At 54.2% G+C, this 19,624-nt stretch carries 18 protein-coding genes and 5 tRNA genes; 22 read left to right on the forward strand and 1 reads right to left on the reverse strand.

Annotated features, from left to right (window positions below; all coding sequences use genetic code 11):
- Positions 1-64: 64 nt before the first annotated feature.
- The 22 genes from sucA (at position 65) to pnuC (ending at position 18,596) form a co-directional block, all read left to right on the forward strand.
- Positions 65-2,872, forward strand: a complete 2,808-nt coding sequence (gene sucA / locus NUX24_RS00515) for a 2-oxoglutarate dehydrogenase E1 component (RefSeq protein ID WP_257829209.1) — start codon at positions 65-67, stop codon at positions 2,870-2,872.
- Between the two features lie 14 nt (positions 2,873-2,886).
- Positions 2,887-4,107, forward strand: a complete 1,221-nt coding sequence (gene odhB, locus NUX24_RS00520; protein WP_008501093.1) for a 2-oxoglutarate dehydrogenase complex dihydrolipoyllysine-residue succinyltransferase — start codon at positions 2,887-2,889, stop codon at positions 4,105-4,107.
- An 83-nt stretch (positions 4,108-4,190) separates the two neighbouring features.
- A complete protein-coding gene (gene sucC, locus NUX24_RS00525; RefSeq protein ID WP_023310791.1) occupies positions 4,191-5,357 on the forward strand; it encodes an ADP-forming succinate--CoA ligase subunit beta in 1,167 nt (388 codons plus the stop codon).
- Positions 5,357-6,226, forward strand: coding sequence for a succinate--CoA ligase subunit alpha (gene sucD, locus NUX24_RS00530; RefSeq protein WP_008501094.1), 870 nt, complete (start codon positions 5,357-5,359; stop codon positions 6,224-6,226). Before sucC ends, sucD begins: the two co-directional genes overlap by 1 nt.
- Before the next feature lie 732 nt (positions 6,227-6,958).
- A complete protein-coding gene (cydA, locus tag NUX24_RS00535) occupies positions 6,959-8,527 on the forward strand; it encodes a cytochrome ubiquinol oxidase subunit I (protein ID WP_023310795.1) in 1,569 nt (522 codons plus the stop codon).
- A gap of 15 nt (positions 8,528-8,542) precedes the next feature.
- The gene (gene cydB / locus NUX24_RS00540; RefSeq protein ID WP_039261312.1) at positions 8,543-9,682 is read left to right on the forward strand and encodes a cytochrome d ubiquinol oxidase subunit II; all 1,140 of its coding nucleotides are present in this window, start codon (positions 8,543-8,545) and stop codon (positions 9,680-9,682) included.
- 14 nt (positions 9,683-9,696) lie between these two features.
- Positions 9,697-9,810 carry a cytochrome bd-I oxidase subunit CydX gene (cydX, locus tag NUX24_RS00545; RefSeq protein ID WP_003858598.1) on the forward strand — a complete coding sequence of 38 codons (114 nt, stop codon included), beginning with the start codon at positions 9,697-9,699 and terminating at the stop codon, positions 9,808-9,810.
- Positions 9,810-10,100, forward strand: coding sequence for a cyd operon protein YbgE (gene ybgE / locus NUX24_RS00550; RefSeq protein ID WP_010428735.1), 291 nt, complete (start codon positions 9,810-9,812; stop codon positions 10,098-10,100). Before cydX ends, ybgE begins: the two co-directional genes overlap by 1 nt.
- 148 nt (positions 10,101-10,248) lie before the next feature.
- The gene (ybgC, locus tag NUX24_RS00555; RefSeq protein WP_003858593.1) at positions 10,249-10,653 is read left to right on the forward strand and encodes a tol-pal system-associated acyl-CoA thioesterase; all 405 of its coding nucleotides are present in this window, start codon (positions 10,249-10,251) and stop codon (positions 10,651-10,653) included.
- The gene (tolQ, locus tag NUX24_RS00560; RefSeq protein WP_008501101.1) at positions 10,650-11,342 is read left to right on the forward strand and encodes a Tol-Pal system protein TolQ; all 693 of its coding nucleotides are present in this window, start codon (positions 10,650-10,652) and stop codon (positions 11,340-11,342) included. The genes ybgC and tolQ overlap by 4 nt, the downstream gene beginning before the upstream one ends.
- A 3-nt stretch (positions 11,343-11,345) precedes the next feature.
- Complete coding sequence (gene tolR / locus NUX24_RS00565; protein ID WP_003858589.1) at positions 11,346-11,774, forward strand: colicin uptake protein TolR; 429 nt, start codon at positions 11,346-11,348, stop codon at positions 11,772-11,774.
- Positions 11,775-11,802: 28 nt separating this feature from the next.
- Entirely contained in the window at positions 11,803-13,089 is a 1,287-nt protein-coding gene (tolA, locus tag NUX24_RS00570; RefSeq protein ID WP_257829220.1) for a cell envelope integrity protein TolA, read from the forward strand.
- Positions 13,090-13,223: 134 nt separating this feature from the next.
- Positions 13,224-14,516 (forward strand): Tol-Pal system beta propeller repeat protein TolB, encoded by a 1,293-nt coding sequence (gene tolB, locus NUX24_RS00575; RefSeq protein ID WP_013097529.1) that lies wholly within the window; start codon positions 13,224-13,226, stop codon positions 14,514-14,516.
- Positions 14,517-14,551: 35 nt separating this feature from the next.
- The gene (gene pal / locus NUX24_RS00580) at positions 14,552-15,073 is read left to right on the forward strand and encodes a peptidoglycan-associated lipoprotein Pal (RefSeq protein WP_003858578.1); all 522 of its coding nucleotides are present in this window, start codon (positions 14,552-14,554) and stop codon (positions 15,071-15,073) included.
- Between the two features lie 9 nt (positions 15,074-15,082).
- Positions 15,083-15,877, forward strand: a complete 795-nt coding sequence (cpoB, locus tag NUX24_RS00585) for a cell division protein CpoB (protein WP_102789923.1) — start codon at positions 15,083-15,085, stop codon at positions 15,875-15,877.
- A 161-nt stretch (positions 15,878-16,038) separates the two neighbouring features.
- A tRNA-Lys gene (locus NUX24_RS00590) sits at positions 16,039-16,114 on the forward strand.
- Between the two features lie 26 nt (positions 16,115-16,140).
- Positions 16,141-16,216: transfer RNA gene (locus tag NUX24_RS00595), tRNA-Val, on the forward strand.
- 3 nt (positions 16,217-16,219) lie between these two features.
- Positions 16,220-16,295, forward strand: a tRNA-Lys gene (locus NUX24_RS00600).
- Positions 16,296-16,436: 141 nt separating this feature from the next.
- Positions 16,437-16,512, forward strand: a tRNA-Lys gene (locus NUX24_RS00605).
- A gap of 31 nt (positions 16,513-16,543) precedes the next feature.
- Positions 16,544-16,619: transfer RNA gene (locus NUX24_RS00610), tRNA-Lys, on the forward strand.
- A gap of 191 nt (positions 16,620-16,810) precedes the next feature.
- Positions 16,811-17,854, forward strand: a complete 1,044-nt coding sequence (gene nadA / locus NUX24_RS00615; RefSeq protein ID WP_257829226.1) for a quinolinate synthase NadA — start codon at positions 16,811-16,813, stop codon at positions 17,852-17,854.
- A gap of 22 nt (positions 17,855-17,876) precedes the next feature.
- On the forward strand, positions 17,877-18,596 hold the full coding sequence (pnuC, locus tag NUX24_RS00620) for a nicotinamide riboside transporter PnuC (RefSeq protein ID WP_039261332.1): 720 nt from the start codon (positions 17,877-17,879) through the stop codon (positions 18,594-18,596).
- On the opposite strand, the gene zitB is transcribed toward pnuC, so the two are convergent.
- Positions 18,593-19,531, reverse strand: a complete 939-nt coding sequence (gene zitB / locus NUX24_RS00625) for a CDF family zinc transporter ZitB (protein ID WP_126328043.1) — start codon at positions 19,529-19,531, stop codon at positions 18,593-18,595. The two genes, pnuC and zitB, sit on opposite strands and share 4 nt — an antisense overlap.
- Positions 19,532-19,624 lie beyond the last annotated feature (93 nt).

Genomic DNA, 19,624 nt, shown 5'->3' on the forward strand with positions numbered 1-19,624 from the left:
TACACGTGGTGTGCGTGGTAGTTTCTACGGCGAAAGTAAGCATAAAAATGCTTAAGGGATCACGATGCAGAACGGCGCAATGAAAGCCTGGCTGGACTCTTCTTTCCTTTCTGGTGCGAACCAGAGCTGGATTGAACAGCTCTATGAAGACTTCTTAACCGATCCTGACTCAGTGGACGCAAACTGGCGTTCCATGTTCCAGCAGTTGCCTGGCACAGGGGTCAAACCGGATCAATTCCATTCCAAAACACGTGATTATTTCCGTCGTCTGGCGAAGGATGCCTCACGTTACTCTTCTGCGATTTCCGACCCTGACACCAATGCGAAGCAGGTAAAAGTCCTGCAGCTCATCAACGCTTATCGCTTCCGCGGTCACCAGCATGCGAATCTCGATCCGCTGGGACTGTGGCAGCAAGACCGTGTGGCCGATCTCGATCCGGCGTATCACGATCTGACCGAGGCCGATTTCCAGGAAAGCTTTAACGTAGGTTCCTTTGCCATCGGCAAAGACACGATGAAGCTGGGCGATCTGATTGACGCGCTCAAGCAAACCTACTGCGGCTCCATCGGCGCGGAATACATGCACATTACCTCTACCGAAGAGAAACGCTGGATCCAGCAGCGCATCGAATCCGTAGCGGGCCACGCGACCTTCTCGGCTGACGAGAAAAAACGCTTCCTGAACGAACTGACCGCAGCGGAAGGGCTTGAGCGCTATCTGGGCGCGAAATTCCCGGGCGCAAAACGCTTCTCGCTGGAAGGCGGCGACGCGCTGGTGCCGATGCTGAAAGAGCTGATTCGTCACGCAGGCAAGAGCGGCACCCGTGAAGTGGTACTGGGCATGGCGCACCGTGGTCGTCTGAACGTGCTGGTCAACGTGCTGGGTAAAAAACCGCAGGACCTGTTCGACGAGTTCGCGGGCAAACATAAAGAACACCTCGGCACCGGCGACGTGAAGTACCACATGGGCTTCTCGTCGGATATCGAAACCGAAGGCGGTCTGGTTCACCTGGCGCTGGCGTTTAACCCGTCACACCTGGAAATCGTTAGCCCGGTGGTTATCGGTTCCGTGCGTGCGCGTCTGGATCGTCTGGACGAGCCGAGCAGCAATAAAGTTCTGCCAATTACCATCCACGGCGATGCGGCGGTAACAGGGCAGGGAGTGGTTCAGGAAACCCTGAACATGTCGAAAGCGCGTGGTTATGAAGTGGGCGGTACCGTTCGCATCGTGATCAACAACCAGGTGGGCTTCACCACCTCTAACCCGCTGGACGCGCGTTCTACCCCGTACTGCACCGACATCGGTAAGATGGTGCAGGCGCCAATCTTCCACGTTAATGCGGATGACCCGGAAGCCGTTGCTTTCGTTACCCGCCTGGCGCTGGACTTCCGTAATACCTTTAAACGCGATGTGTTCATTGACCTCTTCTGCTACCGCCGTCACGGCCACAACGAAGCGGACGAGCCAAGTGCAACCCAGCCGTTGATGTATCAGAAAATCAAAAAACACCCGACCCCGCGCAAAATCTATGCTGACAAGCTGGAGAGCGACAGAGTGACGACGCTGGAAGATGCGACCGAAATGGTCAACCTCTACCGCGACGCGCTGGATGCGGGTGAATGCGTGGTGAAAGAGCTGCGCCCGATGAACATGCACTCCTTTACTTGGTCGCCGTACCTCAACCACGAGTGGGATGAGAGCTATCCGAACAAGGTTGAGATGAAGCGCCTGCAGGAGCTGGCTAAACGCATCAGCACCGTACCGGACGCTGTCGAGATGCAGTCTCGCGTGGCGAAAATCTACGCTGACCGTCAGTCCATGGCGGCAGGCGAGAAGCTGTTCGACTGGGGCGGCGCGGAAACGCTGGCTTACGCAACGCTGGTTGACGAAGGCATTCCTGTTCGTCTGTCCGGTGAAGATGCGGGCCGCGGGACCTTCTTCCACCGTCACGCGGTGGTTCACAACCAGTCCAACGGTTCAACCTACACCCCGCTGCAGCACGTGCACAACGGTCAGGGCCAGTTCAAGGTCTGGGACTCCGTGCTGTCTGAAGAAGCGGTTCTGGCCTTCGAATACGGTTACGCCACCGCTGAACCACGCACCCTGACCATCTGGGAAGCGCAGTTCGGTGACTTCGCCAACGGTGCGCAGGTGGTGATCGACCAGTTCATCTCCTCCGGCGAGCAGAAGTGGGGCCGCATGTGTGGTCTGGTAATGCTGCTGCCGCACGGTTATGAAGGTCAGGGGCCGGAGCACTCCTCCGCGCGTCTGGAACGTTATCTGCAGCTCTGCGCCGAGCAGAATATGCAGGTCTGCGTGCCGTCCACCCCGGCTCAGGTGTACCACATGCTGCGTCGTCAGGCGCTGCGCGGTATGCGCCGTCCGCTGGTGGTGATGTCGCCGAAATCCCTGCTGCGTCATCCGCTGGCGGTGTCCAGCCTGGAAGAACTGGCGAACGGTACTTTCCAGCCGGCCATCGGTGAAATTGACGAGCTGGATCCGCAGGGCGTGAAGCGCGTGGTGATGTGTTCTGGTAAGGTTTATTACGACCTGCTGGAACAGCGCCGCAAGAACGATCAGAAAGATGTCGCCATCGTGCGTATCGAACAGCTTTATCCGTTCCCGCATCAGGCGATGCAGGAAGTGCTGAAACAATATGCTCACGTACATGATTTTGTCTGGTGCCAGGAAGAGCCGCTCAACCAGGGCGCATGGTACTGCAGTCAGCATCATTTCCGTGAAGTGATTCCATTTGGGGCAGCCCTGCGTTATGCAGGTCGCCCGGCCTCCGCCTCTCCGGCGGTAGGGTATATGTCCGTTCACCAGAAGCAGCAACAAGATCTGGTCAATGACGCGCTGAACGTCGATTAATTAAAGGATACAAAATGAGTAGCGTAGATATTCTTGTTCCCGACCTGCCTGAATCCGTAGCAGATGCGACCGTCGCTACCTGGCACAAAAAACCAGGCGATGCCGTTAAGCGCGATGAAGTGCTGGTAGAAATCGAAACTGACAAAGTGGTACTGGAAGTACCGGCTTCGGCGGATGGCGTTCTGGACGCGGTGCTGGAAGATGAAGGTACCACCGTCACCTCTCGTCAGATCCTGGGTCGCCTGCGTGAAGGCAACAGCGCGGGCAAAGAGTCCAGCGCGAAATCTGAAGAGAAAGCCTCTACGCCGGCTCAGCGCCAGCAGGCTTCTCTGGAAGAACAGTCTAACGACGCTCTCAGCCCGGCGATCCGTCGCCTGCTGGCTGAACACAGCCTCGACCCGGCTGCCATCAAAGGCACCGGTGTGGGCGGTCGTCTGACCCGCGAAGACATCGACAAACACCTGGCGAAAGCGCCTGCTCAGGCGGAAGCGAAAGCTCCTGCGGCAGCACCAGCAGCACAGCCTGCTCTGGGTGCCCGCAGCGAAAAACGCGTGCCGATGACCCGCCTGCGTAAGCGTGTGGCCGAGCGTCTGCTGGAAGCGAAAAACTCCACCGCGATGCTGACCACCTTCAACGAAGTGAACATGAAGCCAATCATGGACCTGCGCAAGCAGTACGGTGACGCGTTTGAAAAACGTCACGGTATCCGTCTGGGCTTTATGTCCTTCTATGTGAAGGCGGTAGTTGAAGCGCTGAAACGCTACCCGGAAGTGAACGCGTCTATCGATGGCGATGACGTGGTTTACCACAACTATTTCGACGTCAGCATGGCGGTTTCTACTCCACGCGGCCTGGTCACCCCGGTTCTGCGTGATGTGGATACCCTGGGTATGGCTGACATTGAGAAAAATATTAAAGAGCTGGCTGTAAAAGGCCGCGACGGCAAGCTGACCGTAGACGACCTGACCGGCGGTAACTTCACCATTACCAACGGCGGCGTATTCGGCTCGCTGATGTCTACCCCGATCATTAACCCGCCGCAGAGCGCGATCCTGGGTATGCATGCCATTAAAGATCGCCCTATGGCGGTAGACGGTAAAGTTGAGATCCTGCCAATGATGTACCTGGCGCTCTCTTACGATCACCGCCTGATCGACGGCCGCGAGTCCGTGGGCTTCCTGGTCGCGATTAAAGAGCTGCTGGAAGATCCAACCCGTCTGCTGCTGGACGTCTAGTTTTGCAGTCTTGCCCGGCGGCGTATGGCTGCCGGGCCAATAAAAGCACGACCTAACGATTACCTGAAGGATGGATAGAACACATGAACTTACATGAATATCAGGCCAAACAGCTGTTTGCCCGGTATGGCTTACCGGCTCCGGTGGGTTATGCCTGTACTACCCCGCGTGAAGCAGAAGAAGCCGCATCTAAAATCGGTTCCGGCCCTTGGGTAGTTAAGTGTCAGGTTCACGCTGGTGGCCGTGGTAAAGCGGGCGGTGTGAAGGTTGTTAAGAGCAAAGAAGAGATTCGTGCGTTTGCTGAACATTGGCTCGGCAAGCGTCTGGTAACCTACCAGACAGATGCGAACGGCCAGCCGGTTAACCAGATCCTGGTTGAAGCGGCGACCGACATCGCAAAAGAACTGTACCTGGGCGCGGTTGTTGACCGTAGCTCCCGTCGCGTGGTGTTCATGGCGTCTACCGAAGGCGGCGTGGAAATCGAAAAAGTGGCGGAAGAAACCCCTCACCTGATCCACAAAGTGGCTATCGATCCGCTGGCAGGCCCAATGCCTTACCAGGGTCGCGAGCTGGCGTTCAAGCTGGGCCTGGAAGGCAAGCTGGTTCAGCAGTTCACCAAGATCTTCATGGGTCTGGCGAACATTTTCCTGGAGCGCGACCTGGCGCTGATCGAGATCAACCCGCTGGTGATCACCACCCAGGGCGATCTGATCTGCCTCGACGGCAAGCTGGGCGCTGACGGCAACGCGCTGTTCCGCCAGTCCGATCTGCGCGAAATGCGCGACCAGTCTCAGGAAGATCCACGTGAAGCACAGGCTGCACAGTGGGAGCTGAACTACGTGGCGCTCGACGGCAACATCGGCTGCATGGTTAACGGTGCGGGCCTGGCAATGGGCACCATGGACATCGTTAAGCTGCACGGCGGTGAGCCAGCAAACTTCCTCGACGTAGGCGGTGGCGCAACCAAAGAGCGCGTAACCGAAGCGTTCAAAATCATCCTCTCTGACGATAACGTGAAAGCGGTTCTGGTTAACATCTTCGGCGGCATCGTGCGTTGCGACCTGATTGCCGACGGCATCATCGGTGCGGTAGAAGAAGTGGGTGTTAACGTACCGGTGGTTGTGCGTCTGGAAGGTAACAACGCTGAACTCGGCGCGAAAAAACTGGCTGACAGCGGCCTGAATATTATTGCAGCGAAAAGTCTGACGGATGCAGCTCAGCAGGTTGTTGCCGCAGTGGAGGGGAAATAATGTCAGTTTTAATTAATAAAGATACCAAGGTTATCTGCCAGGGCTTCACCGGTAGCCAGGGGACTTTCCACTCCGAACAGGCGATTGCCTACGGCACGCAGATGGTTGGCGGCGTAACGCCAGGTAAAGGCGGCACCACGCATCTGGGTCTGCCGGTGTTCAACACCGTGCGTGAAGCCGTCGAAGCGACGGGCGCAACCGCGACCGTGATCTACGTTCCGGCACCGTTCTGCAAAGACTCCATTCTGGAAGCGATCGACGCAGGCATCAAACTGATCATCACCATCACCGAAGGCATCCCGACACTGGATATGCTGACCGTGAAGGTGAAGCTGGATGAAGCAGGCGTGCGCATGATCGGCCCGAACTGTCCAGGCGTTATCACTCCGGGCGAATGCAAAATCGGCATCATGCCGGGCCACATTCACAAGCCGGGTAAAGTGGGCATCGTGTCCCGTTCCGGTACCCTGACCTATGAAGCGGTTAAGCAGACCACCGACTACGGTTTCGGCCAGTCCACCTGTGTGGGCATCGGCGGTGACCCAATCCCAGGCTCTAACTTCATCGACATCCTGAAGCTGTTCCAGGAAGATCCACAGACCGAAGCGATCGTGATGATCGGTGAGATCGGTGGTAGCGCGGAAGAAGAAGCCGCTGCTTACATCAAAGAGCACGTGACCAAGCCAGTTGTCGGCTACATCGCGGGTGTGACCGCGCCGAAAGGCAAGCGTATGGGTCACGCAGGCGCGATCATCGCCGGTGGTAAAGGTACGGCTGATGAGAAATTCGCAGCGCTGGAAGCCGCAGGCGTGAAAACCGTTCGCAGCCTGGCGGATATCGGCGAAGCACTGAAATCCATCATTAAGTAAGTCCTCTCTGCTCCCCGAAAGGGGGGCGTTGAAGTATAAAAATGTCCGTTTCGACATGGTTGGCCGCTGTAAAGCGGCCTTTTTTATTGTCTGCCGGGCGACATGCAATAGTCACTAAATGGTGTTAATTAGAGAGGGGGATAAAAGTAAAATAATTGTTATTTATTTACCTTAAAGAGAGCGGATGGAAAAAAACGAAAAACGCACTAAAATTTATGTCCTGAATAAATTAGGTATTCGGGCTTCTGAGTTAATAAAAATCACTTCTGTTTATATTCATCAATCGACCTGATAACCTTAATTGTATTTTATATACATATCTTTAACATGGTTTTTACTATGTTCACCGCATCAAAACACATTTAACACAACGGATTGTTTTTGATTTAAATCAATGTTTAATCCTTGGAAAAACCCATCAAAAGGCGGTAAATTGTCCCCGATCAAAATGGCCGAAAAGTGGTAATTTTGCTATAAATTGATCGCCGTCGAAAAACGTAAATGTGATTCAATAAAAACCTGTTTATTGTAAGGGTTTTGCAGCGTATTATATTTGCGGGATCAATTTGAGTTTTTTATTAACGTATTTGTAACCTCACGTCATCGTTTTTATCCTCCTTCAGGGTAATAACGACGACAAGGATGCGAATAATTTGTATTGGGGCATGCGTGTGGATCTCTCTCTGATGGGGTTCACTCTCGGAGTCTTCATGCGATGAGCAAGGAGTCATGATGTTAGATATAGTCGAACTGTCGCGCTTACAGTTTGCCTTGACCGCGATGTACCACTTCCTGTTTGTGCCACTGACGCTCGGTATGGCGTTCCTGCTGGCCATTATGGAAACGGTATACGTTCTCTCCGGCAAACAGATTTATAAAGATATGACCAAGTTCTGGGGCAAGTTGTTTGGTATCAACTTCGCGCTGGGCGTGGCAACCGGTTTGACCATGGAGTTCCAGTTCGGGACTAACTGGTCTTACTATTCCCACTATGTCGGGGATATCTTCGGTGCGCCGCTGGCCATTGAAGGTCTGATGGCATTCTTCCTCGAATCCACCTTTGTAGGTCTGTTCTTCTTCGGTTGGGACCGTCTGGGTAAAGTCCAGCATATGGCGGTGACCTGGCTGGTGGCATTAGGTTCGAACCTTTCCGCGCTGTGGATCCTGGTGGCGAACGGCTGGATGCAGAACCCAATCGCGTCTGATTTCAACTTCGAAACCATGCGTATGGAGATGGTCAGCTTTGCCGAGCTGGTCCTGAACCCGGTGGCACAGGTTAAATTCGTTCACACCGTAGCATCTGGCTACGTGTGCGGCGCAATGTTCGTACTGGGTATCAGCTCCTACTACATGCTGCGCGGTCGTGACTTCGCGTTTGCTAAGCGCTCCTTTGCTATCGCTGCAAGCTTCGGTATGGCTGCAATCCTCTCTGTTATCGTTCTGGGTGATGAATCCGGTTACGAAATGGGTGACGTGCAGAAAACCAAACTGGCCGCTATCGAAGCCGAATGGGAAACCCAGCCGGCACCAGCTGCCTTTACGCTGTTCGGTATCCCCGATCAGGACGCGCAGGAAAACCGCTTCGCTATTCAAATCCCTTACGCGCTGGGTATTATCGCCACCCGTTCTGTTGATAAGCAGGTGACGGGCCTGAAAGAGCTGATGGTTCAGCACGAAGAGCGTATCCGTAACGGTATGAAAGCCTACTCGCTGCTCGAACAGCTGCGTGCCGGTTCTACCGACCAGGCCGTTCGCGACCAGTTCAACAACGTGAAGAAAGATCTGGGTTACGGTCTGCTGTTGAAGCGTTATACCCCGAACGTTTCTGATGCGACAGAAGCGCAGATCCAGATGGCAACCAAAGACTCGATTCCACGCGTTGCGCCACTGTACTTCGCATTCCGTATCATGGTGGGCTGCGGCATCATCATGCTGCTGATCATCGCGGCCTCCTTCTGGTCCGTGATTCGCAACCGCATCGGCGAGAAAAAATGGCTGCTGCGCACCGCGCTGTACGGTATTCCACTGCCGTGGATCGCTATCGAATCCGGCTGGTTTGTTGCGGAGTATGGCCGTCAGCCATGGGCTATTGGTGAGGTACTGCCAACGGCGGTAGCGAACTCGTCCCTGACAGCGGGCGACCTGATCTTCTCCATGCTGCTGATTTGTGGTCTGTACACCCTGTTCCTGGTGGCTGAACTGTTCCTGATGTTCAAGTTCGCGCGCCTTGGCCCAAGCAGCCTGAAAACCGGTCGCTATCACTACGAGCAGTCCACCGCGACTACTCAGCCGGCACGCTAAGACAGGAGTCATCAAATGATCGATTATGAAGTATTGCGTTTTATCTGGTGGCTGCTGGTTGGCGTTCTGCTGATCGGTTTCGCCGTCACGGATGGTTTCGACATGGGGGTGGGGATGCTCACCCGTTTCCTCGGTCGTAATGACACCGAGCGTCGAATCATGATCAACTCCATCGCCCCTCACTGGGACGGTAACCAGGTGTGGCTGATCACCGCTGGCGGCGCGCTGTTCGCTGCCTGGCCGATGGTCTACGCGGCTGCGTTCTCCGGCTTCTACGTGGCGATGATTCTGGTGCTGGCCTCTTTATTCTTCCGTCCGGTCGGTTTCGACTACCGTTCCAAGATTGAAGACACCCGCTGGCGCAACATGTGGGACTGGGGCATCTTTATCGGTAGCTTCGTTCCACCGCTGGTGATCGGCGTGGCGTTCGGTAACCTGCTTCAGGGCGTACCGTTCCACCTGGACGAATACATGCGTCTTTACTACACCGGTAATTTCTTCCAGCTGCTGAATCCGTTTGGTCTGCTGGCCGGCGTGGTGAGCGTGGCGATGATTATCACTCAGGGCGCAACCTATCTGCAGATGCGTACGGTTGGTGAACTGCACCTGCGTTCTCGCGCGACGGCTCAGGTCGCTGCGCTGGTGACGCTGGTCTGCTTCGCACTGGCCGGTGTGTGGGTGGTGTACGGCATTGATGGTTATGTGGTGACCTCTGCAATCAACCATACTGCGCCGTCTAATCCGCTGACCAAAGAAGTGGCGCGTCAGGCTGGCGCATGGCTGGTGAACTTTAATAACACCCCTGCGCTGTGGGCGATCCCGGCTCTGGGCGTGCTGTTGCCGCTGCTGACCGTGTTGACGTCTCGTCTGGAGAAAGGCGCGCTGGCGTTCGTGTTCTCTTCGCTGACCCTGGCGTGCATCATCCTGACGGCGGGTATTGCAATGTTCCCATTCGTCATGCCATCCAGCACCATGCTGAATGCTAGCCTGACCATGTGGGATGCCACGTCCAGCCAGCTGACGCTGAACCTGATGACGTATGTTGCTTGCGTGTTCGTACCGATTATCCTGCTCTACACCACCTGGTGTTACTGGAAAATGTTCGGTCGTATCACTAAAGAACATATCGAAAGCAACACCCACTCTATGTATTAAGTAAGGAGCTGAATATGTGGTATTTCGCATGGATTTTAGGGACGCTTCTTGCCTGTGCATTTGGTGTCATCACTGCCCTGGCGCTTGAGCACGTCGAAGCGACCAAAGCGGGTGAAGAAAAACACTGATGAATATTATCGCAACGTTATATGCGGTAATGGATAAGCGCCCGTTACGGGCGCTTTCTTTAGTGATGGCATTACTGCTGGCAGGTTGTATCTTCTGGGACCCTTCGCGCTTTGCAGCGAAAACCAGCGAGCTTGAAATCTGGCACGGCTTCCTCATTATGTGGGCGGTGTGCGCAGGTGTGATCCACGGCGTGGGCTTTCGTCCGAAAGCCGTTCACTGGCAGGGAATTTTTTGCCCGCTGATTGCCGATCTGGTGCTTCTCGCCGGTTTGATTTTCTTCTTCTTCTGAATAAGAAATGTCCGTTAACGTTATGGGCTTACCCGAGCCCATAAAAATTTACTCTCCGTTTACTTTCCCCCATTCCCAACCCTCTTTCCCGCGCGTATAGTAGCGAAGTTTAAAAGCTCTAACTTTTGTTGCATTACCGGGATGTAAAGTGAATACAACGCTGTTTCGATGGCCGGTTCGTGTCTATTACGAAGATACCGATGCCGGTGGTGTGGTTTACCACGCCAGCTACGTTGCTTTTTATGAACGGGCACGCACAGAGATGCTGCGCCATCATCACTTTAGTCAACAGGTGCTGTTGGCTGAGCGAGTTGCCTTCGTGGTACGCAAGATGACGCTTGAGTATTTTGCGCCTGCCAGACTCGACGATATGCTCGAAGTCCAAACTGAAATTACATCAATGCGCGGGACCTCACTGGTTTTCACGCAGCGGATAGTCAACGCAGAGAATACCGTACTGAACTCAGCTGAAGTGCTGATTGTTTGTGTTGATCCAACCATAATGAAGCCTCGTGCGCTTCCTAAGTCTATTGTCGCGGAGTTTAAGCAGTGACTGACATGAATATCCTTGATTTGTTCCTGAAGGCAAGCCTTCTGGTTAAACTTATCATGTTGATTTTGATTGGTTTTTCAATCGCATCCTGGGCCATCATCATCCAGAGAACGCGTATCCTCAATGCCGCTGGCCGTGAAGCTGAAGCGTTTGAAGATAAGTTCTGGTCGGGTATTGAGCTTTCTCGTCTGTATCAGGAAAGCCAGGGACGCCGTGAAAACCTTACAGGCTCCGAGCAAATTTTTTATAGCGGTTTCAAAGAGTTTGCTCGTCTGCATCGTGCAAACAATCATGCGCCGGAAGCGGTTGTAGAAGGTGCCTCGCGTGCGATGCGTATCTCGATGAACCGTGAGCTGGAAAATCTCGAAACCCATATTCCATTCCTCGGCACTGTCGGCTCCATCAGCCCGTATATCGGCCTGTTTGGTACCGTGTGGGGGATTATGCACGCCTTTATCGCGCTGGGCGCGGTGAAGCAGGCGACGTTGCAGATGGTTGCACCGGGTATCGCTGAAGCACTGATTGCGACCGCTATCGGTCTGTTTGCGGCAATTCCTGCGGTTATGGCTTACAACCGTCTGAACCAGCGCGTGAACAAACTGGAACTGAACTACGACAACTTTATGGAAGAGTTCACTGCGATTCTGCACCGTCAGGCGTTTACCAGCACCGAGAGCAACAAGGGGTAAACCATGGCCAGATCGCGTGGACGAGGTCGTCGCGAGCTCAAGTCCGAAATTAATATCGTTCCACTGCTGGACGTCCTGCTGGTACTGCTGCTGATCTTCATGGCGACAGCGCCAATCATTACCCAGAGCGTGGAAGTGGATCTGCCGGATGCGACAGAATCACAGGCGGTGAGCACCAATGACGATCCTCCGGTTATCATTGAGGTTTCCGGCGTAGGGCAATACAGCGTCGTGGTAGAGAAAGATCGTATGGATCAGCTGCCGCCTGAGCAGGTTATTGCTGAAGCGCAGCGTCGTCTGGAGTCAAATCCGAAAACGGTCTTCTTAATCGGTGGCGCGAAAGACGTACCCTACGATGAAATTATTAAAGCGCTGAACTTGCTACATAGTGCGGGTGTTAAGTCAGTTGGCTTAATGACCCAACCTATTTGATCATCCGCGTAGTTTTTGGGAACCGATAGTGTCAAAGGCAACCGAACAGAACGACAAGCTTAAGCGAGCGATAATCGTCTCCGCAGTGCTGCACGTGATTCTCTTTGCAGCGCTGATCTGGAGTTCGTTCGACGAGCATATTGATGCATCAGCCGGCGGCGGTGGAGGGTCTTCCATTGACGCCGTGATGGTGGATCCCGGTGCGGTAGTACAGAACTATAATCGCGAACAGCAGCAGAAGGCGAGTGCCAAACGGGCTGAAGAGCAGCGTGAAAAACAGTCGCAACAGCAGGCGGAAGAACTGCGTGAAAAGCAGGCCGCAGAGCAGGAGCGTCTGAAGCAGCTTGAGAAAGAGCGTTTGCAGGCGCAGGAAGCTGCGAAAGAGCAGGCGGAACAGCAGAAGCAAGCCGAAGAGGCCGCGAAGAAAGCACAGGAACAGCAAAAGCAGGCGGAAGAGGCGGCAGCAAAAGCCGCAGCGGACGCGAAAGCGCAGGCTGATGCCCAGGCGAAATTAGCGGCAGAAGCGGCGAAGAAAGCCGCTGCAGATGCTCAGAAGAAAGCTGAAGCGGAAGCCGCGAAGAAAGCCGCTGCTGATGCCCAGAAGAAAGCTGAAGCGGAAGCCGCGAAGAAAGCCGCTGCTGATGCTCAGAAGAAAGCCGAAGCGGAAGCCGCGAAAAAAGCCGCTCAGGAAGCAGAGAAGAAAGCTGCTGCCGAGGCCGCGAAGAAAGCGGCTGCTGCTGAGAAAGCGGCTGCAGAAAAAGCTGCCGCCGCTGAAAAAGCCGCCTCCGATAAAAAAGCTGCAGCTGAGAAGGCTGCTGCCGATAAGAAAGCTGCAGCTGAGAAGGCCGCTGCCGATAAGAAAGCTGCTGCTGATAAAGCGGCTGCCAAAAAGGCCGCTGCTGCTGAAAAAGCTGCTGCTGCCGCAGGGGTTGACGATCTGCTGGGCGATTTGAGCTCCGGTAAGAATGCACCGAAAACGGGCGGTGGGGCGAAAGGAAACAACGCAGCGCCGACGGGAAGTGGTAACACTAAGAGTAACGGTGCGACAGGGGCTGAAATCAACGGTTATGCCGCGCAGATTAAATCCGCTATTGAAAGCCGATTCTATGATGCGTCTTCCTATACCGGTAAAACGTGTACGTTGCGTATAAAACTGGCTCCGGACGGCATGCTGCTGGATATTAAGTCTGAAGGTGGCGACCCGGCTTTATGTACTGCGGCCCTGGCTGCAGCGCGTCAGGCGAAGATGCCTAAACCGCCGTCTCAGGCAGTTTACGAAGTCTTCAAAAATGCGCCGCTGGACTTCAAACCTTAAGTTACATTTTCCCCGTGCAAACGGGGAAAAATAGACCAGGTTTAGTCACAGGGTTCTGGTAGTTTTGTCTATTTGAGTTTGTTAACATTCTGCTAAATTATCGTGGGTAAGGTTACCCGGATAAGGGAGATATGATGAAGCAGGCATTACGTGTAGCATTTAGTTTTTTAATGCTGTGGGCAGCAGTACTGCACGCAGAAGTACGTATCGAGATCACCCAGGGGGTGGACTCGGCACGCCCAATCGGTGTTGTTCCGTTCCAGTGGGCCGGTCCTGGCGCTGCACCTGAAGATGCCGGTGGCATCGTGGCGGCTGACCTGCGTAACAGCGGTAAATTCAACCCGTTAGATCGTTCTCGTCTGCCGCAGCAGCCGGGCAGCGCGCAGGAAGTACAGCCTGCAGCATGGTCTGCACTGGGTATTGATGCCGTGGTTGTGGGTCAGGTTACGCCTAACCCGGACGGCTCTTACAACGTGGCCTGGCAGCTGGTGGATACCGGCGGTGCGCCGGGTACCGTTCTGGCACAGAACTCTTACAAGGTCACTAAGCAGTACCTGCGCTACGCGGCACACGCTGCCAGTGATGCGGTATTTGAAAAACTGACCGGCATTAAAGGGGCGTTCCGTACCCGTATTGCTTATGTGGTTCAGACCAACGGCGGTCAGTTCCCGTATGAGCTGCGCGTATCTGACTACGACGGCTACAACCAGTTCCTGGTGAAACGTTCTTCGCAGCCGCTGATGTCTCCAGCCTGGTCTCCGGACGGTTCTAAACTGGCCTATGTAACCTTCGAAAGCGGCCGTTCAGCGCTGGTTATCCAGACGCTGGCAAACGGTGCTGTTCGTCAGGTGGCCTCTTTCCCACGTCACAACGGTGCGCCTTCCTTCTCTCCGGACGGGTCTAAACTGGCGTTTGCGCTGTCAAAAACCGGTAGCCTGAACCTGTACGTGATGGACATTGGCTCTGGTCAGATTCGTCAGGTGACCGACGGTCGCAGCAACAACACCGAACCTTCATGGTTCCCGGACAGTCAAAACCTGGCGTTTACCTCTGACCAGGCTGGCCGTCCACAAATTTACAAAGTCAACATCAACGGCGGTGCTCCGCAGCGTATTACCTGGGAAGGTTCGCAGAACCAGAACGCAGACGTGAGCAGCGACGGTAAATTTATGGTAATGGTGAGCTCCAACGGTGGGCAGCAGCACATTGCCAAACAAGATCTGGTAGCGGGTGGCGTTCAAGTTCTGTCGTCAACGTTCCTGGATGAAACGCCAAGTCTGGCACCTAACGGCACGATGGTAATCTACAGCTCTTCTCAGGGGATGGGATCTGTGCTGAATCTGGTTTCTACAGATGGGCGTTTCAAAGCGCGTATTCCGGCAACTGATGGACAGGTTAAATCACCTGCCTGGTCGCCGTATCTGTAAATAATAATTAATTGATTACTAAAGGAATCATAGAAATGCAACTGAACAAAGTGCTGAAGGGGCTGATGATCGCTCTGCCTGTAATGGCAATCGCAGCGTGTTCTTCTAACAAGAACGCCAGCAATGACCAGAGCGGCGAAGGCATGATGGGTGCCGGTACCGGTATGGACGCGAACGGCAATGGCAACATGTCTTCTGAAGAGCAGGCGCGTCTTCAGATGCAGCAGCTGCAGCAGAACAACATCGTTTACTTCGATCTGGATAAATACGACATCCGTTCTGACTTCGCTGCGATGCTGGATGCGCACGCTAACTTCCTGCGTAGCAACCCATCTTACAAAGTCACCGTAGAAGGTCACGCGGACGAACGTGGTACTCCAGAGTACAACATCTCTCTGGGTGAACGTCGTGCTAACGCTGTTAAAATGTACCTGCAGGGTAAAGGCGTTTCTGCTGACCAGATCTCCATCGTTTCTTACGGTAAAGAAAAACCTGCAGTACTGGGTCACGACGAAGCGGCTTACTCCAAAAACCGTCGTGCCGTACTGGTTTACTAAGAGAATTGCATGAGCAGTAACTTCAGACATCATCTGTTGAGTCTGTCGTTACTGGTTGGAATAGCGGCCCCTTGGGCCGCTTTTGCTCAGGCACCAATCAGTAGTGTCGGCTCAGGCTCGGTAGAAGACCGGGTCACTCAACTCGAGCGTATTTCTAACGCTCACAGCCAGCTTTTAACCCAACTCCAGCAACAACTTTCCGATAATCAAAACGATATTGACTCTCTCCGCGGCCAGATTCAGGAAAGCCAGTATCAGTTGAACCAGGTTGTGGAACGTCAGAAGCAGATTTTGCTGCAGATGGATAGCCTGAGCAGCGGTGGTGCAGCAGCACAAGCACAGCCAGCCGCGGGCGATCAGACCGGTGCGGCGACATCAGCTCCGGCTGCAGATTCTTCTGCTTCAACAGGTGCGCCTGTGCAGAGCGGTGACGCGAATACGGACTACAACGCGGCCATTGCCCTGGTGCAGGATCAATCTCGTCAGGATGACGCGCTTGCTGCGTTTCAGAACTTTGTGAAGAAATACCCTGATTCCACTTATCAGCCAAATGCGAATTACTGGCTCGGTCAGCTGAATTACAACAAGGGTAAAAAGGACGATGCGGCGTTTTATTTTGCCTCAGTGGTGAAAAATTACCCGAAATCGCCAAAAGCGCCTGATGCGATGTATAAAGTGGGCGTCATCATGCAGGACAAAGGCGACACTGCGAAAGCCAAAGCGGTTTATCAGCAGGTGGTCTCTAAATTCCCGGGTACCGAAGGTGCCAAGCAGGCGCAAAAACGTCTGAATTCGATGGGATGATTATCGCATGACCAGAAATCGCGTTATTTCTGGTCGTGCAGCATGATTCGTAAGCAGTTAAGTGATCTTCATCGAAATTTTTGTTGCGCTGAATTCTTAAATCAGTAATATATGCCGCCGTTGCCACGGGATATCAAACAACGTGAAAACAGCGTAAAAGTGGGTCGTTAGCTCAGTTGGTAGAGCAGTTGACTTTTAATCAATTGGTCGCAGGTTCGAATCCTGCACGACCCACCACTTAACGCACACCAGCAGTACAGAGTGGGTGATTAGCTCAGTTGGTAGAGCATCTCCTTTACACGGAGGGGGTCGGCGGTTCGAGCCCGTCATCACCCACCACTCGGGTCGTTAGCTCAGTTGGTAGAGCAGTTGACTTTTAATCAATTGGTCGCAGGTTCGAATCCTGCACGACCCACCAATTTTAATGTCTTACTCAGATATTAAACGTGAAGGATAACGTTGCTTTAGCAACGGCCCGAAGGGCGAGGCGAAGCCGAGTCATCCTGCACGACCCACCAATTTTATTGGTTCCGAGTGATAATTCAGGCAACACCCAAAAGGGTCGTTAGCTCAGTTGGTAGAGCAGTTGACTTTTAATCAATTGGTCGCAGGTTCGAATCCTGCACGACCCACCAGCCTGAATAAATTTGAAGTACATCCCGCAAAGGGTCGTTAGCTCAGTTGGTAGAGCAGTTGACTTTTAATCAATTGGTCGCAGGTTCGAATCCTGCACGACCCACCAATGTTAAAAAGCGCCCTAAAGGCGCTTTTTTGCTATCTGCGATACAACAAATGCTCCGCACATCTATTCCCGGTGACTTTTCACTCCAGATTCGCTATCTTGTTTAGTATACAAAACACAATTGCCACGCTTTTTGCTATGTCAGGCAAAAGAAAGGCAATATTGTTAAGCCAGTAAAACGAGAAGCCATAATGAGCGTGATGTTTGATCCTGAAGCCGCAATCTATCCGTTTCCGCCTAAGCCTGTCCCGCTGACCCAGGACGAAAAGCAGTTCTACCGCGAGAAGATCAAACGTCTTCTCAAAGAGCGCGATGCGGTGATGGTGGCCCATTACTACACCGATCCGGAAATTCAGCAGCTGGCGGAAGAGACCGGGGGCTGTATTTCTGACTCACTGGAGATGGCACGCTTCGGTGCAAAACATCCCGCTTCCACGCTGCTGGTTGCTGGCGTGCGTTTTATGGGCGAAACGGCAAAGATCCTGAGCCCTGAAAAAACCATTCTGATGCCGACGCTTAACGCAGAGTGTTCCCTGGATCTCGGCTGCCCGATTGACGAGTTCACGGCCTTCTGCGACGCCCACCCTGACCGGACCGTGGTGGTTTACGCCAACACCTCTGCGGCGGTAAAAGCGCGGGCAGACTGGGTTGTCACCTCCAGCATCGCCGTTGAGCTGATTGAACATCTGGATAGCCTGGGCGAGAAAATCATCTGGGCGCCTGACCGCCATCTTGGAAATTATGTCCAGAAGCAGACGGGGGCTGACGTTCTCTGCTGGCAGGGTGCCTGCATTGTGCACGACGAATTCAAAACCCAGGCGCTGGCGCGCATGAAGTCACTTTATCCTGACGCCGCGATTCTTGTTCACCCTGAATCACCGCAGTCGATTGTCGACATGGCGGACGCCGTGGGCTCAACCAGCCAGCTTATCAACGCGGCCAGAACGCTGCCTAACAGGCAGCTCATCGTGGCGACCGATCGCGGTATCTTCTACAAGATGCAGCAGGCCGTGCCGGAGAAAGAGCTCCTTGAAGCGCCAACGGCGGGTGAGGGCGCAACGTGTCGCAGCTGTGCGCACTGCCCGTGGATGGCGATGAACGGCCTGAAGGCCATTGCCGAAGGGCTCGAGACGGGCGGTGCAGCACATGAAATCCATGTGGATGCTGCCCTGCGTGAAGGTGCGTTAATTCCGCTTAACCGCATGCTGGATTTTGCAGCTACACTACGTACTTAATTCAAAACGCCCCGGGGAAAAGATGGATTTTTTTAGCACGCAGAACATTCTGGTTCATATACCGATTGGTGCAGGTGGCTATGACCTGTCATGGATTGAGGCCGTTGGCACGCTGGCGGGATTACTCTGTATCTGGCTGGCAAGCCTGGAGAAGATCAGCAACTACGCGTTCGGGCTGATTAACGTTACGCTGTTTGCGATTATCTTCTTCCAGATCCAGCTGTACGCCAGCCTGCTTTTACAGCTGTTCTTCTTCGCCGCCAATATTTACGGCTGGTACGCGTGGTCGCGTCAGAACAGCCAGCAGGAGGCAGAGCTGCAGATCCGCTGGCTGCCCTTGCCGAAAGCCATCGCCTGGTTTGTCGCCTGTCTGGTCGCCATTGGCTTAATGACCGTCTATATCAACCCGGTGTTTGCGTTCCTGACCCGCGTTGCCGTTTCGGTGATGTCAGGTTTCGGCCTGAACGTGACGATGCCCGAGCTCCAGCCGGATGCTTTCCCGTTCTGGGATTCCTGCATGATGGTGCTGTCGATTGCGGCGATGATCCTGATGACCCGTAAATACGTTGAGAACTGGCTGCTGTGGGTCATCATCAACGTGATCAGCGTGGCGATCTTCGCCCTGCAGGGCGTCTATGCGATGTCGCTGGAATATCTGCTGCTGACCTTCATCGCGCTGAACGGCAGCCGGATGTGGATTAAGAGCGCGCGTGAGCGAGGTTCTCACGCGCTTTCCAGCTAGTGGTGATGCTGATGTGAATGTCCGGACTGTGCCTCGTTAAGGTGGCAGTCCGGCCCGTTACAGGGCTGATACTCCATCTGGATGGTGGCGTGGCCAATTTCGTAGTGATGTTCAAGAAAATGCTGGATGCGCTCAAGCAGCGCATCGTGGTCGTGAGGCGGGATCACCTGGACGTGCAGCGTCATGACCGGTTTTTCCCCCACCAGCCAGACGTGCACGTGATGAACATTACGGACTTCCGGGACCGAACGGCGCAGGTTGCGCTTCAGCTCGTCAATATCCATCGATGACGGTGCCCCTTCAAGCAGTTCATTCACGCTCTCCTTCAGCAGCCGCCAGGCGCTGCGCAAGACCAGACACGACACCAGCACGGACAGAATAGGATCGACAGGCGTCCAGCCGGTGTAGAGGATCACCAGCGCGGCGACAATCGCCCCGACTGAGCCGAGCAAATCACCCAGAACATGCAGAGCCGCAGCGCGTACGTTGAGGTTCTTTTCCCCGCTGCCGCGGTGCAAAATCCAGAAGGCCAGTATATTCGCCAGCAGCCCCGCCACGGCAATCACCATCATGGTTGCCCCGGCGATCGGCTGCGGGTGTCTGAAACGCTGTACGGCCTCCCAGACGATAAGAACGGTAATGACCACCAGCGCAATGGCGTTAACAAACGCGGCGAGGGTTGTCAGCCTCAGCCAGCCGAAGGTATGGCGCGCATTGGGAGGACGACGCGCAAACTGTACCGCCAGCAGGGCGAAGAGCAGCGCTGCGGCATCGGTCAGCATATGTCCGGCGTCAGCCAGTAGCGCCAGAGAGCCGGAAATCAGGCCGCCAATGACCTCGATAATCATAAACGTTGCGGTAACGCCAAAGGCCAGCATCAGTCGTTTAGCGTTGTCGTTGCCGGGAGAGGGTGAGTGGGAATGGGAGTGCGCCATGTCTGCTTTCCTGATGTGTTATTGTTTTTAGTGTAGCGTTTTTAATAGGTTACTCCAAAAAGAAAGGAGAGCCAGAGCTCTCCTTTTTCTTAC

This window comes from Enterobacter sp. HG048 (assembly GCF_024702055.1).
Classification (GTDB): Bacteria; Pseudomonadota; Gammaproteobacteria; order Enterobacterales; family Enterobacteriaceae; genus Enterobacter; species Enterobacter dykesii.